The sequence below is a fragment of the Photobacterium damselae genome, from assembly GCF_003026815.1.
Classification (GTDB): Bacteria; Pseudomonadota; Gammaproteobacteria; order Enterobacterales; family Vibrionaceae; genus Photobacterium; species Photobacterium damselae.
The window spans coordinates 1-14,592 of sequence record NZ_PYOG01000004.1; the positions used below are offsets into that span (position 1 = coordinate 1).

8 protein-coding genes, 13 tRNA genes and 1 pseudogene are annotated in these 14,592 nt (G+C 41.0%); 4 read left to right on the plus strand and 18 right to left on the minus strand.

The features are described from left to right. Positions 1-36: 36 nt before the first annotated feature. The 18 genes and pseudogenes from CTN07_RS05480 to CTN07_RS05565 form a co-directional block, all read right to left on the minus strand. A tRNA-Arg gene (locus CTN07_RS05480) sits at positions 37-113 on the minus strand. A gap of 42 nt (positions 114-155) precedes the next feature. Then, positions 156-232: transfer RNA gene (locus tag CTN07_RS05485), tRNA-Arg, on the minus strand. A gap of 42 nt (positions 233-274) precedes the next feature. Then, a tRNA-Arg gene (locus CTN07_RS05490) sits at positions 275-351 on the minus strand. Positions 352-393: 42 nt separating this feature from the next. Next, positions 394-470 (minus strand) — tRNA-Arg (locus tag CTN07_RS05495). A 42-nt stretch (positions 471-512) separates the two neighbouring features. Then, positions 513-589 (minus strand) — tRNA-Arg (locus tag CTN07_RS05500). A 93-nt stretch (positions 590-682) separates the two neighbouring features. Then, a tRNA-Arg gene (locus CTN07_RS05505) sits at positions 683-759 on the minus strand. Positions 760-802: 43 nt separating this feature from the next. Further along, positions 803-894: transfer RNA gene (locus tag CTN07_RS05510), tRNA-Ser, on the minus strand. A gap of 10 nt (positions 895-904) precedes the next feature. Next, a tRNA-Arg gene (locus tag CTN07_RS05515) sits at positions 905-981 on the minus strand. Between the two features lie 57 nt (positions 982-1,038). After that, a tRNA-Arg gene (locus tag CTN07_RS05520) sits at positions 1,039-1,115 on the minus strand. Positions 1,116-1,159: 44 nt separating this feature from the next. Further along, positions 1,160-1,251 (minus strand) — tRNA-Ser (locus CTN07_RS05525). 11 nt (positions 1,252-1,262) lie between these two features. Next, a tRNA-Arg gene (locus tag CTN07_RS05530) sits at positions 1,263-1,339 on the minus strand. 64 nt (positions 1,340-1,403) lie between these two features. Then, positions 1,404-1,480: transfer RNA gene (locus CTN07_RS05535), tRNA-Arg, on the minus strand. Between the two features lie 14 nt (positions 1,481-1,494). Next, positions 1,495-1,586: transfer RNA gene (locus CTN07_RS05540), tRNA-Ser, on the minus strand. A gap of 216 nt (positions 1,587-1,802) precedes the next feature. Further along, a complete protein-coding gene (gene csrA / locus CTN07_RS05545; RefSeq protein WP_005297826.1) occupies positions 1,803-2,000 on the minus strand; it encodes a carbon storage regulator CsrA in 198 nt (65 codons plus the stop codon). Positions 2,001-2,083: 83 nt separating this feature from the next. Next, positions 2,084-3,280: an aspartate kinase gene (locus tag CTN07_RS05550; protein ID WP_005297825.1), complete on the minus strand. Its 1,197-nt coding sequence runs from the start codon at positions 3,278-3,280 to the stop codon at positions 2,084-2,086. A gap of 57 nt (positions 3,281-3,337) precedes the next feature. Beyond that, entirely contained in the window at positions 3,338-5,959 is a 2,622-nt protein-coding gene (gene alaS / locus CTN07_RS05555) for an alanine--tRNA ligase (protein ID WP_005297824.1), read from the minus strand. A 276-nt stretch (positions 5,960-6,235) separates the two neighbouring features. Continuing rightward, on the minus strand, positions 6,236-7,468 hold the full coding sequence (gene kch, locus CTN07_RS05560; RefSeq protein WP_005297823.1) for a voltage-gated potassium channel protein: 1,233 nt from the start codon (positions 7,466-7,468) through the stop codon (positions 6,236-6,238). A 188-nt stretch (positions 7,469-7,656) separates the two neighbouring features. Beyond that, positions 7,657-8,220, minus strand: a pseudogene (locus CTN07_RS05565) (recombinase RecA family protein); the annotation flags it as partial. A gap of 167 nt (positions 8,221-8,387) precedes the next feature. On the opposite strand from CTN07_RS05565, the gene CTN07_RS05570 reads away from it, so the two are divergent. From CTN07_RS05570 to CTN07_RS05585, 4 genes are read left to right on the plus strand one after another with little or no spacing between them, the layout of a single operon-like run. Beyond that, complete coding sequence (locus CTN07_RS05570; RefSeq protein ID WP_005297817.1) at positions 8,388-10,370, plus strand: hypothetical protein; 1,983 nt, start codon at positions 8,388-8,390, stop codon at positions 10,368-10,370. Continuing rightward, positions 10,357-12,378 carry a hypothetical protein gene (locus tag CTN07_RS05575; protein ID WP_050787744.1) on the plus strand — a complete coding sequence of 674 codons (2,022 nt, stop codon included), beginning with the start codon at positions 10,357-10,359 and terminating at the stop codon, positions 12,376-12,378. The genes CTN07_RS05570 and CTN07_RS05575 overlap by 14 nt, the downstream gene beginning before the upstream one ends. Beyond that, positions 12,359-13,072 (plus strand): hypothetical protein, encoded by a 714-nt coding sequence (locus CTN07_RS05580; RefSeq protein WP_005297811.1) that lies wholly within the window; start codon positions 12,359-12,361, stop codon positions 13,070-13,072. The genes CTN07_RS05575 and CTN07_RS05580 overlap by 20 nt, the downstream gene beginning before the upstream one ends. Then, positions 13,073-14,533 carry a site-specific integrase gene (locus CTN07_RS05585; protein ID WP_005297809.1) on the plus strand — a complete coding sequence of 487 codons (1,461 nt, stop codon included), beginning with the start codon at positions 13,073-13,075 and terminating at the stop codon, positions 14,531-14,533. It begins immediately after the preceding gene. The last annotated feature ends 59 nt before the right edge of the window (positions 14,534-14,592 follow it).

A 14,592-nucleotide genomic window follows, 5' to 3' on the forward strand; every position in this document is an offset into this window, starting at 1 on the left:
TAATATCAATCGGTTAGATCAATACTATTTAAATTATGGCGCGCTCGGGAGGATTCGAACCTCCGACCGCCTGGTTCGTAGCCAGGTACTCTATCCAGCTGAGCTACGAGCGCGCAGGGTTGTTTGATAATTTTATCTTCATCAAACTTGAAGAATGGCGCGTCCGGGAGGATTCGAACCTCCGACCGCCTGGTTCGTAGCCAGGTACTCTATCCAGCTGAGCTACGGACGCGCAGGCTAATATCAATCGGTTAGATCAATACTATTTAAATTATGGCGCGCTCGGGAGGATTCGAACCTCCGACCGCCTGGTTCGTAGCCAGGTACTCTATCCAGCTGAGCTACGAGCGCGCAGGGTTGTTTGACAATTTTATCTTCATCAAACTTGAAGAATGGCGCGTCCGGGAGGATTCGAACCTCCGACCGCCTGGTTCGTAGCCAGGTACTCTATCCAGCTGAGCTACGGACGCGCAGGCTAATATCAATCGTTTGGATCAATACTATTTAAATAATGGCGCGCTCGGGAGGATTCGAACCTCCGACCGCCTGGTTCGTAGCCAGGTACTCTATCCAGCTGAGCTACGAGCGCACAGGGGTTTAAACAACAATAAAATCACTAACCCTACCAATATCGAATTCGATATCAGTATAAGTAGCAATCCATTGTTACTTAAAGAAATAATGGCGCGTCCGGGAGGATTCGAACCTCCGACCGCCTGGTTCGTAGCCAGGTACTCTATCCAGCTGAGCTACGGACGCGCAGGCAATTCTGACTCAAGAATTGATCTTGGGGGAGAATAAATGGCGGTGAAGGAGGGATTCGAACCCTCGATACGGGATAAACCGTATACTCCCTTAGCAGGGGAGCGCCTTCAGCCTCTCGGCCACCTCACCACTCAAATTATGGCGCGCTCGGGAGGATTCGAACCTCCGACCGCCTGGTTCGTAGCCAGGTACTCTATCCAGCTGAGCTACGAGCGCACACTTAATTCGGTTTGTACTATACCACTTGAAGAACAAGTCGTACATTTTAAATAATGGCGCGTCCGGGAGGATTCGAACCTCCGACCGCCTGGTTCGTAGCCAGGTACTCTATCCAGCTGAGCTACGGACGCGCAGGCTATTCTGATTTAAGACAGCAGTCTTAAAGAAGAATGAATGGCGGTGAAGGAGGGATTCGAACCCTCGATACGGGATAAACCGTATACTCCCTTAGCAGGGGAGCGCCTTCAGCCTCTCGGCCACCTCACCACACAAATTAATGGCGCGCTCGGGAGGATTCGAACCTCCGACCGCCTGGTTCGTAGCCAGGTACTCTATCCAGCTGAGCTACGAGCGCACACTTAATTCGGTTTTTTATACACCGCTTTGAACAAAAAGCAAAGCCATGTATTTAAAAATAATGGCGCGTCCGGGAGGATTCGAACCTCCGACCGCCTGGTTCGTAGCCAGGTACTCTATCCAGCTGAGCTACGGACGCGCATTGTGCAAGAATGGCGGTGAAGGAGGGATTCGAACCCTCGATACGGGATAAACCGTATACTCCCTTAGCAGGGGAGCGCCTTCAGCCTCTCGGCCACCTCACCGTCTTGCGGGGGCTCATATTACTGTTAAGCAAAAATAAGTCAAACACTTTATTGCTAAAAAATGAGGTTTATTGCACACATGAACACTTAATAAACAATACGATAAATTATGCAACGTAACCGTTGAAATATTTGATTGTTTTTATAATTTGCTCACAAATAAATTCCAAATTTCAGGCATAAAAAAGCCAGCTATCAAAGCTGGCTTTTTCGCGACTAGTAGTTACCAGTACTTGGGGTACCAGTTTCTTTTTCCGCTTGAATTCGCATATAAATTTCTTCACGGTGTACAGAAACTTCTTTAGGTGCGTTAACACCAATACGTACTTGGTTACCTTTAACACCTAGTACAGTTACTGTAACTTCATCACCAATCATAAGGGTTTCACCTACGCGGCGAGTCAAAATTAGCATTCTTGTGCTCCTTGAGTAATCTCTGTCTTATCTTTCTTTAAAACTATTATCCCTTAAAAGCAATAATTCCGTAAACACAGGATTTAAGAAACCACGACTTTTTGTGGATCTTTTTGCTTCACATTAGCTAAAACATAGTGTTCATGAATTATATTTGCTGCTTTATTAACCAAATCAGGTTCAAACAACATTAATAGACACTGAATACCAGGTTCGGTTGCTAATACACTAATGTTATATTCACCAAGCAATTGATTCGCTTTGGTTATAACTGATTCGACGTTATTACCAACACAAGTCAACGAGCTAACATCAACACTATTACGAATTTTTTCAGCAAATACCAGATTTAACTTAGCATAAGCATCTTGTTTGATCACAACTCCGGCACGTTCTGCCTCAGAGATCACAGTCCAAACTTTAATACCTAATAAATAGCACTGTTTTTCCAGTGCTGCTAAATCTTCGTGAGCAACCTGAACATGAAGCAAATCACGCTGTAGCGCAATACCACTAATATCATGGATACACTCTTCTCCTGTTACAAGGGTTCCCCCCTGCTTAGTAAAAGAAGATAGCACACGTAGTGGCACTCGGTTTTTCCATGCAAATTGAACAGAAGGTAAATGCAGTACTTTAGCACCTTGCTTTGCCATTGCTTCCATCGTTGGAAAATCGATAGTATGCAAACGACACGCCTCAGGTACGACTCTAGGGTCACAGCTGTACACGCCATCCACATCAGTAAAGATTTGGCATTCAGTTGCGTTTAACGCTCCAGCTAAAGCCACTGCCGTGGTATCGGAACCGCCACGACCTAATGTCGTAATGTCACCTTCATCAGTAATACCTTGAAAGCCTGCAACAATAACAATTTTATCTTGTTCAAGTAACGATTGAATACGCGTGGTATCAATCGAATCGATGCTCGCATTATTAAATTGCTGGTTGGTAACAATACCCGCCTGCCATCCAGTTAGCGACACCGCTTCATGACCAAGTTTATTTAATGTCATTGCCAACAGCGCCATCGACATCTGTTCGCCAGCCGATAACAGAACATCCAATTCACGATCGGTTGGAACCGAATCTATCTTCTGCGCTAAATCAAGTAATCGATTGGTTTCCCCCGCCATAGCAGAGACCACAACAACCAGTTGTGATCCTGCTTCTTTAGCTTCGATAACTCGTTCAGCAACAGCGTGAATGCGCTCAATTGAGCCCACAGATGTTCCGCCAAATTTTTGCACTATTAGCGACTTACACGCTTTTTGCGTCACGTTACTTTACCTTCCTAAGGCCTAAGCCTATTGCTTTGCAATGCCGATGAGAGCACCTTACAGACGCTCTTCAATCCATGCTTTAGCTGATTCTAGCGCTGCAGGAAGTGCACTTGCGTCAGTACCGCCTGCTTGAGCCATATCAGGACGACCGCCGCCTTTACCGCCAACTTGTTGTGCAACCATATTAACAAGCTCACCCGCTTTTACTTTGCCGATAAGATCTTTAGTTACACCAGCGATTAGACCAACTTTGTCATCACTCACATTGCCTAACACCACAATACCGCTTGATAGCTGATTCTTAAGTTCATCTACCATTCCGCGTAATGCTTTGTTATCTGCACCATCTAGCTTAGCAATAAGAACTTTAACGCCGTTAATTTCTTGTGCCTGATTGATAAGACCTGCGCCCTCTTGAGCTGCAAGCTTATCTTTTAGCTGTTGGATTTCTTTTTCTAATTGCTTGCTATGAGAAACAAGAGCTTCAACCTTGTTCACCACAGAAGCAGTATCAGATTTCACTAAACGAGCTGCTTTTGCTAATTGCTCATCTTGTGCGTGTAGAGCTTCGATTGCCGCAGCGCCTGTTACCGCTTCAATACGACGAATACCAGCTGCGATACCGCCTTCAGATACAATCTTAAATAGGCCGATATCACCAGTACGTTTAGCGTGAATACCACCACATAGCTCAGTTGAGAAATCGCCCATGCTTAACACACGAACTTGATCATCATATTTCTCACCAAATAGTGCCATTGCGCCTTTTTCTTTCGCCGCTTCGATATCCATAATTTCAGTATCGATAGCATGGTTTAGGCGAATTTGGTCGTTCACCATACGCTCAACTTCACGAAGTTGCTCTGGCTTAACCGCTTCTAGGTGTGAGAAGTCAAAACGTAGGCTATCTGGCTTAACTAGAGAGCCTTTCTGAGCTACGTGCTCACCTAATAACTTGCGAAGTGCTGCATGCATTAAGTGCGTTGCTGAGTGGTTTAGGCTAATCGCGCCACGACGAACATGGTCAACAGTAGCAGCTAACTTATCGCCAACTTTTAGTGCACCTTCAGTTAGCGTACCTTTGTGACCAATTGCATGGCCAAACTTCTGAGTATCAGCAACAGTAAATGCAACACCCGCTGCAGCTAATGCGCCTGTATCACCACATTGACCACCTGATTCTGCGTAGAATGGTGTTTGGTCAAGTACAATAATCGCTTCTTCACCTGCTGCTAAAGCGTCAACTTCTTCACCATCACGGTAAATTGCAACAATAACACCTTCGCCATCAGTTGCTTCATAACCTTTAAATTCGGTGTCTGCATCAACTTTAATTACGTTGTTGTAGTCCACACCAAACTGGCCAGCATCACGAGCACGTTGACGTTGCTCTTCCATTGCAGCTTCAAAGCCTTCTTCGTCAATGGTAAAGCCACGCTCACGCGCAACGTCATTAGTTAAGTCAGCTGGGAAACCGTAAGTATCGTATAGTTTAAATACTGTTTCGCCATCTAAAATAGAACCGTCTAGGTTATCTAGAGCTTCATTTAGAATTGTCAGACCACGGTCAAGTGTACGACCAAAGTTTTCTTCTTCGATCTTAAGTACTTTCTCAACCATCTCTTGCTGTTTCTTCAACTCACTACCCGCAGTACCCATAACATCAGCTAAAGGACCTACTAGTTTGTAGAAGAATGCACCTTTTGCACCTAGCTTATTACCATGACGAACTGCACGACGAATGATACGACGAAGTACATAGCCACGACCTTCATTAGATGGCATTACACCGTCTGCGATTAGGTAAGCACATGAACGAATGTGGTCTGCTACAACACGTAGCGATTGGTTAGAAAGATCATCATAACCAATGATGTCAGCCGCATCTTTAATCAGAGTTTTGAAGATGTCGATCTCATAGTTAGAGTGAACACCTTGCATGATTGCTGCAATACGCTCAATACCCATACCAGTATCAACAGATGGCTTAGGTAGTGGTTCCATAGTACCGTCAGCTTGACGGTTGTATTGCATAAATACGTTGTTCCAGATCTCGATGAAACGGTCACCATCTTCTTCTGGAGTGCCAGGACGACCACCCCAGATGTGATCACCGTGATCGAAGAAGATTTCAGTACATGGACCACAAGGACCTGTATCACCCATCTGCCAGAAGTTATCTGAAGCAAAAGGCGCGCCTTTGTTATCACCAATGCGAACGATACGATCCGCAGGGATACCTACTTCTTTATTCCAGATTTCAAATGCTTCATCATCAGACTCATAAATAGTTACAAGTAGACGATCTTCTGGTAGCTCAAGAACCGTTGTTAAAAACTCCCAAGCATATTTAATAGCATCATGCTTAAAGTAATCACCGAAACTAAAGTTACCTAGCATTTCGAAGAAAGTGTGGTGACGAGCAGTAAAGCCCACATTTTCAAGGTCGTTATGCTTACCACCAGCACGTACACAGCGCTGTGCGGTTGTCGCTCGCGTGTAGCTGCGCTTTTCTAAACCTAAGAAAACATCTTTAAATTGGTTCATACCCGCATTGGTGAACAACAGCGTTGGGTCGTTCGCAGGAACTAGAGATGAGCTTTCCACGATTTGGTGGCCTTTGCTCTCAAAAAACGCAAGATACGCACGGCGGATCTCATCAGTGCTCATGTACATTGGCAAATCCTGAAATTAATGCTTTTTGTAAAAAACGAAAATGACACTTAGTCAATCGGCTAGAGTTCGGCTTCCCTACCCTAGCTAGCTTAGTGCGACGTGATCAGACTAAGATAAATATTTTGGGCGTAATTGTAAAACAACGCCCCTCATTTGGTGAAATGTTATATACAGAAATTCAGCAAATAATAAGTTATAAGCTCAACATCACCACAAAACCAAGGATAAGAAAGCCATTTTAGTTAAAACTTTTAACCTATACTGACTAACTCACTCTTAATCTTTGCTGATCTGCTTTTCATTTAACCCTTGAACCGAATTAAGTAGTGATGAAACAATCGACTCGCTATCGATAGTTTCGCCATTTAGAACTCGCGCTAAGATATCACTCGCAAACTGCTGGGGTGAAATTACGATGTCAGGATTAACACTTTTTACTTTGTTGATATTTTTACTGTCGTTCACTAACGCGACATTATGGGCGTCAGTTTTTAATTCAATGGCAGATAACACAATAAAAGCATTATCAGCATCATCATCACTAAGAGCTAATAGTGCTTTGGCATCCATAACACCTGCTTGTTTTAAAACACTGCCATCACTGTAATCACCAACAACCACATCCAAGTCTTCAAGTAAATCTTTTGCCGCCTGCTGTGTTCGCGGAGAAACAATCACAGTCACTGGTTGTTTTCTTTGTATTAGCTGTTGAATGGTATTGAGCGCAAGACTAGATAAGCCACAGATAATAAAATGGTTTTTACGCTTCATTTTCTTCGTTTTTCCCTTTGTTAATCGCTCATAACCACTTTGCACCGCAGGACCTAACACCGAGGTAAGTGAGGTTGCAAATACAGTAATACCCGCAATGATAACGGAAATTGTAAATAATCGAGCGGGCTCAGAAACAGGAACAATATCGCCATAACCGACTGTTGTCATAGTTTCGATGGCGTAATAAAGTGCCGTTGATAAATCGTTAATCGGAGGCTTATAACCATCACCAAAATACAGTGCCCCATATGTCGACGTCAGCATTAAGGAAATCATACTGATTAAGGCAAAAATGGTACCTGCCGCAACACTGCTTTTGGAAAAATGTTTTCGATTAAGAAATAGTACCGCTATCGTAAAGAGACTGTAATGAAAGTTATACTCTTCTGACGGCCTTAACTGCATTGCATAAAAAGCATTAATAATCAGCAAGGTAAAACAAATTACCCAGGATATTCTGGCTCGAAAAAACAAACCAATCGTGCTCATTGCAATAAATACACCTAACATAAAATACGGTGCGTTTATTAAAAAAGTGAGATTGAGGTCTTCGTAATTCTTAACATTAAAAATCGAGACTAGATCGATTGGTAAGCCATATATTACATGTAAAATAAATGCACTATTACCTAAAACAAGCAGCGCAATAAAAATATGTCTAATGGCATATAACGTCGTAAAACTTTCCCTGATAAAGCGCCAACATCGGTGCCAAAACGTACGGCATGAACTCATATAATGTAACTTCGCAATAGTATTAGTTGTCTGTTTATGTCTAGTTATATCTAGAGATAACCATAAGTTTATATACTAATTGCACATATAGCGATAATGAATCATTAAACATAATAAATTTTGCTAAAAATGAAAAAACCCAACACTTAGGTTGGGTTTTGATTCAATCTTGTTATCAGCAACAATGCTTAAAATGCTTTATCTTCACCAGCTTCGATAGCATCAAGAGAAGCATCTTCAGTTGTATCTTCTTGCGGTGGTGTTAATAACAACTCACGAATTTGTTTTTCGATCTCATCGGCAATAGCAGGATTCTCGGTTAAGTATTTACCTGCATTCGCTTTACCTTGACCAATCTTATCGCCTTTATAACTGTACCAAGCACCAGCTTTTTCAATTAGCTTTTGCTTAACACCAAGGTCGATAAGCTTACCAACACGGTTGAAGCCTTGTCCGTACAGAATTTGCGTTTCAGCTTGCTTAAATGGTGCAGCGATTTTGTTCTTCACCACTTTAATACGAGTTTCGTTACCCACAACTTCTTCGCCATCTTTGATTGAACCCGTACGACGGATATCAAGACGAACAGAAGCGTAAAACTTAAGTGCATTACCACCAGTTGTTGTTTCTGGATTACCGAACATCACACCGATCTTCATACGGATCTGGTTGATGAAAATACACATACAGTTAGACTGCTTTAGGTTACCCGTTAGCTTACGCATTGCTTGAGACAGCATACGAGCTTGCAAGTTTTATCGGAACAAAAAAATATAACCGAAATCAATAAATACGAAAAATAAAATTAAAATTCTTATAATACTGATAGTTAAATCAAAAAAACAATCACACGAATAGTTATACTATACTTATATATATAAGGTAATAAAAGTGATGATATGTAAGGTAATAAATTCAAGTGGCGAAAGTAAGCTCTGTGGTTAACAACATTCATTGTCATAAAATTATGTCGCATAAATATGCTTCAAAAATGAATGCATCTATCGAAAAAATTATTTCTGGAAAGGAGTATAGTTACCAAATACGTACAACTCGAATACTGGGAGAATTCTTCACATTTTGTTTTGAACACAACTTACAGATGACAACAGGTTCTGATGTATCACTATGTTTCTCTGCATGGCAAGAAAAGTATTTTGATGGCAACACAAATAAGCAGCCTTATACATTAATTAGTAATGCAAGAGCACTAAAGATAGCATTATCTAGACTTTGCAGTCACTCTATTAGGGGGCTGCCTGAAACTAACCACATAGCTCCACTAAGACGCCTAAATACTACTGTGTTCTCGAATACAGTAAACTCTCGCAGCAAAGTTCTTGGTGGATTTGACCTATCAACGGACATACAAGGGAAAAGTCTTACTTTAGCTCTGGAAACAGATATTGATATCTTTCTTGGTGATTTGATATCTACGATGAAAAAACATCGTGATGTGATCTACAATATATCGAAAAGGTACCTACTTGATGCATCGGATAGATTCAACTTTAGAGAAAAAGTGGTTGCAAAAATAGATCGTAGCTTATTTGATGATAATCCTGATCTACTACATCCCACCCGCGTATCATGTAAAGGGCAACGATACAGCCTGTTTAATTCTGACTTATCGAACGGTAAATGTGGAAAAGACAATTTACTTGCATACATCTGGCATTGCAAACGTGGATTCGTTAATCGTGATTTTTCGGGCGCAAATAACAACCTTTACAAGCATTCAAAAAACCGATTCGAGCTTCGAGAATATTTTGGTTTATCAACTCTATCTGCTGTCGCTTGCTGCAATATTATAATCGTTGAATCTGGCATTAATGTTGATAGTATCCGTAACTTATCACTGTCGTCACAAGGTTCTACTAATCAGATTTTCGAACCAACTCCAAATGGGTTTCGAATCAGTTATCATAAGGCCAGAGCCAAAGCTCATTTTAAACGCACATTAAAACATGTAACTACTGAACCTTTTATAGAACGGGCTTTTGACTATCTAGTAACGGCGACATCACACCACCGTACTTTCGTATCTGGAAACACATCTAAACGACTTTTTTTATATCAGTCATCCAGTACCTCCAATTCTATAATTCCAGTTAGTGATATGGCCTTCAAATCAGGCTTTATTCGTCTTTTAAGAGAAGCTAAACAACTCCTAGAGCAAAATCCTAGCTGGTGTGAGGATGTAACACCTGAATGTATTGACGAGATACTAAACCCATCCCTAAAAGCGAAACTAAAAGAAAATAAACTCCTTCGACCAACAGCAAAAAAGCTACGAACTACCGAAGGAATCATTCGCTGGTATGAAAGTGGCGGCAACCCTGCTGTTGCAGCGAAATATCTAGGGAACTCTGAGGCTGTATCCATAAGAAATTATTTACCAAAAGAGCTACAGTTAGCGGTTTATAATCAGCGAGTAAGACGATTCCAAAATGTTTTGATCGCAAGTGCTACTGATGGAAAAGATTACCAAATTAAAGCTCTAAATCTGAAAGATGAAGCTGAACTAACTGAGTATTTATCACGGTTAGAAAAGCGTATCCCTCACTGGAAGAGCATAATGAAAACTGTATCAGCCAATAAAGATAAGCCCAATACAGCCTGTGGCGCTAAGGTTACTCTGAATATCTGTCCAGAAAACATAGCAGTAATGAAGGCTTGTCATGTAATAGCGATGCAGCGTATAGAGTCGGGCAAGTCTGTGGATGATAGTATCAAAGAGCTATCCTATGTGTATCAAGCTTTGAGTGATTATTTGCGCACACATCCAGACAGGAGGTTAAAGCGCACTGTTCATAAGGGCGATCTACTCTACGAGAAAAAAACCGGAAATTATTCTGACATAAAAATAACCAAGCAAGAGGTCAATCGTGGCTCTAATTAATATCAACAATGTCACTCTCCGTAAAGGTGAAGATTGGTCTTATGCGTCTGATGACACCCGAAATTGGTGCTTCCCGTGGCTTCATAGTAACTTCAATGACCATATATGGTTCATTAATGATGGGTCTAATGCTGAAAACCTACCGTATATTTCTTTCGATGACTATATCCCAGCAACAGGCGGTTCACTGAGCGACAATAAGTATCTGATTGTAACTAATGCTATAAAAAAAGTGCTCGCATTGAGCAGAACTGGGCATTTAGCAACAGAAGATAGTGACAAGTCGATGCTAACTCGCTTTGCAAGTATGACTGAGAACGCAACGGCTCTCAAAACACTCGCAGTATTCCTCATTAAAGAATACGGTGAGAATGCTGTATGTAAAGAAGGTTTCAGCCTTTTAACCACCGCAGACATAAAGAAATTCCACTTGGAAATTGCGACAGGGAGGGCGGATAAAGCGACAGGTCTAACTGAACTTATTCTCGATAAAATATCAGTAATGGATAGCGAATCCATCATCCACCTTCTTGGTGTCAACTCAGAAGATGAATTACCAATTGGACGTTTTTTGGAAAAATTCGGAATATCGAAAGTCCGCGTATCGAGTTTCACCAGACATTTAATTTCAGAAAAGTTATCTGAGCTGTTCCCTGAACTGTCTCTCGTAATTACGGGTAAGACTATCCAGAAAGTTAAAGAATTCCCAAACTCGTGCCCAATGACATTCACAGGAAAGGAGACAACGGTTAGCAACAATACTTTTGATAGCCTGACTAAAGCCCCGAACCTTTTAAAAAGGTATTCTCATTACTTACCTGAACTGTGTCATTACTGCAACCCTACTGTTACAGTAACCGAATCATTTGCGAATACATACATCAGGCCAAAAGAACGCACACCAAACATTCCGACACAAACCGCCCTGTATTATTTAAATGAAGCAATTCGGATAGTAACTGTTTATGGCGAAGACATTGTTGAAACTAAGAAAATCTGTGAATATCAACTTAATAGAATCCATGCGGAAAATCCCAAATATCGCCGCGATTATATTTTCGAAAGCCGCTGCCCTCACAAGATTATTATTCCTGAGAACAAGTTCACTAGAGACTTCAAAGTAACTAGGTACAACGATTTACCAACAGGCTCTACACCTAAAGAACTTCGTACAAATGTTACCGTACTATTCGGGTACAAAATGCTACTGGCGGCAACCTATATTCTCGCTCATACCTTCTGTATAAAGCGTGTTTCAGAAATACTTGAGCTAAAGGAATCTAGTTTAGAACATAGCCTTTGGGGAGGCTATGAGCTGTCCTTCGGTATAAGAAAAGCTGCACCGACAGATAATTCAATTCTGGTTACCGGGCGACCAATACCCCATGTATTATTTGAAGGCATTTCATGCTTGACTGAAGCAAACTACCATTACTACGCTGAACACGAAGACCCTTTTATATTCCCATCAAAGTGCACATCAACAGGTAAAGGGGAATACCCTAAAAACCAAAAAATGAGTCGAGTTGCAATTGTTGGTGCTCTACAATCATTCGCAGATTTTATCCAAGTCCCAACAGAAATTATTAATGGAGTTGAATCCCGATTCTATCTAACTCGAACGCACGTTCTAAGGCGTTTCGCTGCTCGTGCTTTTTATGCTCTTTCCGACTTGAGTGATTTTCCTGCTCTTTCTTGGCTAATGGGACACCGTGATACAGAAGAAACTTGGCATTACCTGCTAGAAGAAGTTGGTAACGAGCACCTATCAGAAGAAGAAGCCCAATGTGTATTGGATGCTATTTACAAAAGCAATGTCGATACATGTCAGGTTGAAGATACCATTAAATCTAAACTAAACATCAGATTCAACAATCAGTCCGACGATGTGGCTAGAGAGTTTATTAGAGAGCAAATCCTCTCTGGCGCAAAAATTTATAATTACACCGATGATTCGGGTAAAATTATTCTATGGATGGATATTAGTGATGAAGAAACATCAGAGTAAGGTATTATCCCAAAACCATAACGCAACAAAAAAACGAGCTGCAACTCTCGAACAAGTTAAACTCCGCATAAGCCTTCTAAATGACTTCATTGAGAATGGTGTACCAGATGGGTTTACTGCACATACTGGCTTGCTAAAGCTGTTGGCGTATTCTGATGGTGGTGAAATAGAACAACGGAGTTATCAATCCATTCTTTCAAAGAAGAACATTCCGATTATTGATATAGATCCTTCATTTAAAGGTTCTGCATCAGCAGTAATAGATTGTAAAGACTACTTGTTACTGAAAATAGATAAGTTGAAAAAGCTCGAAATGCCATGTGTCCCGCTAGAGCAAAGCAATGATGCGGCTTTTGATTCTAGTCTTAACACTCCCAAAACGAAAACCAAGGGGGAACTGAAAGGAACAATTAAGGAGCAAGCAGCTCTAATTGAGTCTTTAGCCAAGGAACTACTGAAGCAACGCCGCGCAAACAACACTCTAATATCCGTCATCAGGGAGAGGGATCGTCACGCATCACGTACATTAAAGGCATACTTCGACAAGCACCAAGATGACCTCTGTCAAGTTAGAGAATTCATTAAACCCTCGCTCGAAAAAACAATATCAAACCTACATGAGTTGTCTCGTGAGTTTGATGAAGCATTTGGTGATAACGAAGATAGTATTGTACAAATATTAGGGGAACGGTAGATGGTAATGAACAGTTTAAAAATAGACATTAAATCCCGCCCAGCCTCAAGTGAATCTGACTCCCATGATAATGACGAATTATGTTTGTTTTTATATGGGAATGGTGACGTTAATTGGTTTGCTACAGACTTCTTAATGTCCAACAAAATACCAAGAGCCTCTAAAAAAGGTGCTAAAGGCTTGATTCGCTACTTTCTTGAATACATAGAGTATTATGAAAATTGGAAGTATGGAGACACTCAAGGGAAGCCTGTATCCATCGGAACTGTAACTGATGAGCATTTTTATGATTTCGTTCGATACATAGAAGACGATATTGGTCTTAATCGAAACGCTATCGCCAAAAGAGTCAGAATGGCTTTGCGTTTTCTAGAGTTCATCCAAGAAAACTACCACTTGAGATATACGTTGATTGCTATCTCCGACGCTGATGGTCACTACTCCTCAAAAGGGTTAGTTAATGCTAAACGTAAAATCTCATCTCATAATAAGAAGAGTTTTTTACATCATGACTGCATACCTCATAGTGAAGACTATGGCAGCAGAAGTCCAATAACCGAAGCTGCAATTGAAAGCCTTTATAATGATTTGGACAAATTAGAGGACGAAGGTGAAGAATTTCTGTTTGAGTTTTTATCGACACTTATCGGCTTACTTGAAGCAACAGGTATTCGTGTAAGCGAAGCTGCAAATATAGACGCTCATACAATTGAGATCTTACGCGCTCAAGTGAATGCCTCTTTAGCCAGTAAGGCAGTAGAACTCAATGATATCATTAGACTAAACAAACTCACTGTTGATGCTAAGAGTTTGAAGACTGCTGAAGCTATTTATCGAAAGTCGGCTGTTGGTGGCAATAATAACCAACTTGTTTGGATTAAAATTAAAACAACCAAAGGCAACAACAAAAACACCTTTCGGATTATTCCTATTTCATTTACCGCAGCACAATACCTAGTCCGATTCTATGACGACTATATTCTTAATGAGTTAGACCGAACTAACGAAGGTCTTTGTAGGATAAATCGCGCAAAATTTGGAAAATTATTTGTTCATCATCGCTCTCATTTGCCGATGACTGGAGTAATGATTTCTAGCCTATTCTATGAAATATTTGGCAGAAAATATAAAAGTAAACATAAACGAAACCCTCACCTTTTTCGACATCGTTTTATTACTCTTTTAACAGTTCAACAACTTAAAGCGCTCAATAGTAATATGGGAGGAACACAACTTGCCAGACTAATCTTAAAGCGAATCCAAGGATTAACTGGACATGCCAGTATTGATACAATGCTTCACTATGTTGAACTTGCAGAAGCTGAATTGGAAATCGACAAACTTTCTGGCTTTGATAGCACAACAAGAGAGCACTTAGTTTCAGAACTAGGAGAAGAGCATGTTGCGCAACTAGAGAAAGGGTTGATACTCAAACAAGTTAAAGAAACATTGACCTCCTAATGAAGTTAGCTTTCAATATTTAACGAAATTCCCACATAAGCTCATTATGTGTAAATGAT

Excerpts from the sequence above, each read along its gene's own strand:
- alaS (WP_005297824.1), bottom strand. The coding sequence starts at position 5,959 with ATGTACATGAGCACTGATGAGATCCGCCGTGCGTATCTTGCGTTTTTT.
- CTN07_RS05585 (WP_005297809.1), top strand. The coding sequence starts at position 13,073 with ATGGTAATGAACAGTTTAAAAATAGACATTAAATCCCGCCCAGCCTCA.
- csrA (WP_005297826.1), bottom strand. The coding sequence starts at position 2,000 with ATGCTAATTTTGACTCGCCGCGTAGGTGAAACCCTTATGATTGGTGAT.
- kch (WP_005297823.1), bottom strand. The coding sequence starts at position 7,468 with ATGAGTTCATGCCGTACGTTTTGGCACCGATGTTGGCGCTTTATCAGG.
- CTN07_RS05580 (WP_005297811.1), top strand. The coding sequence starts at position 12,359 with ATGAAGAAACATCAGAGTAAGGTATTATCCCAAAACCATAACGCAACA.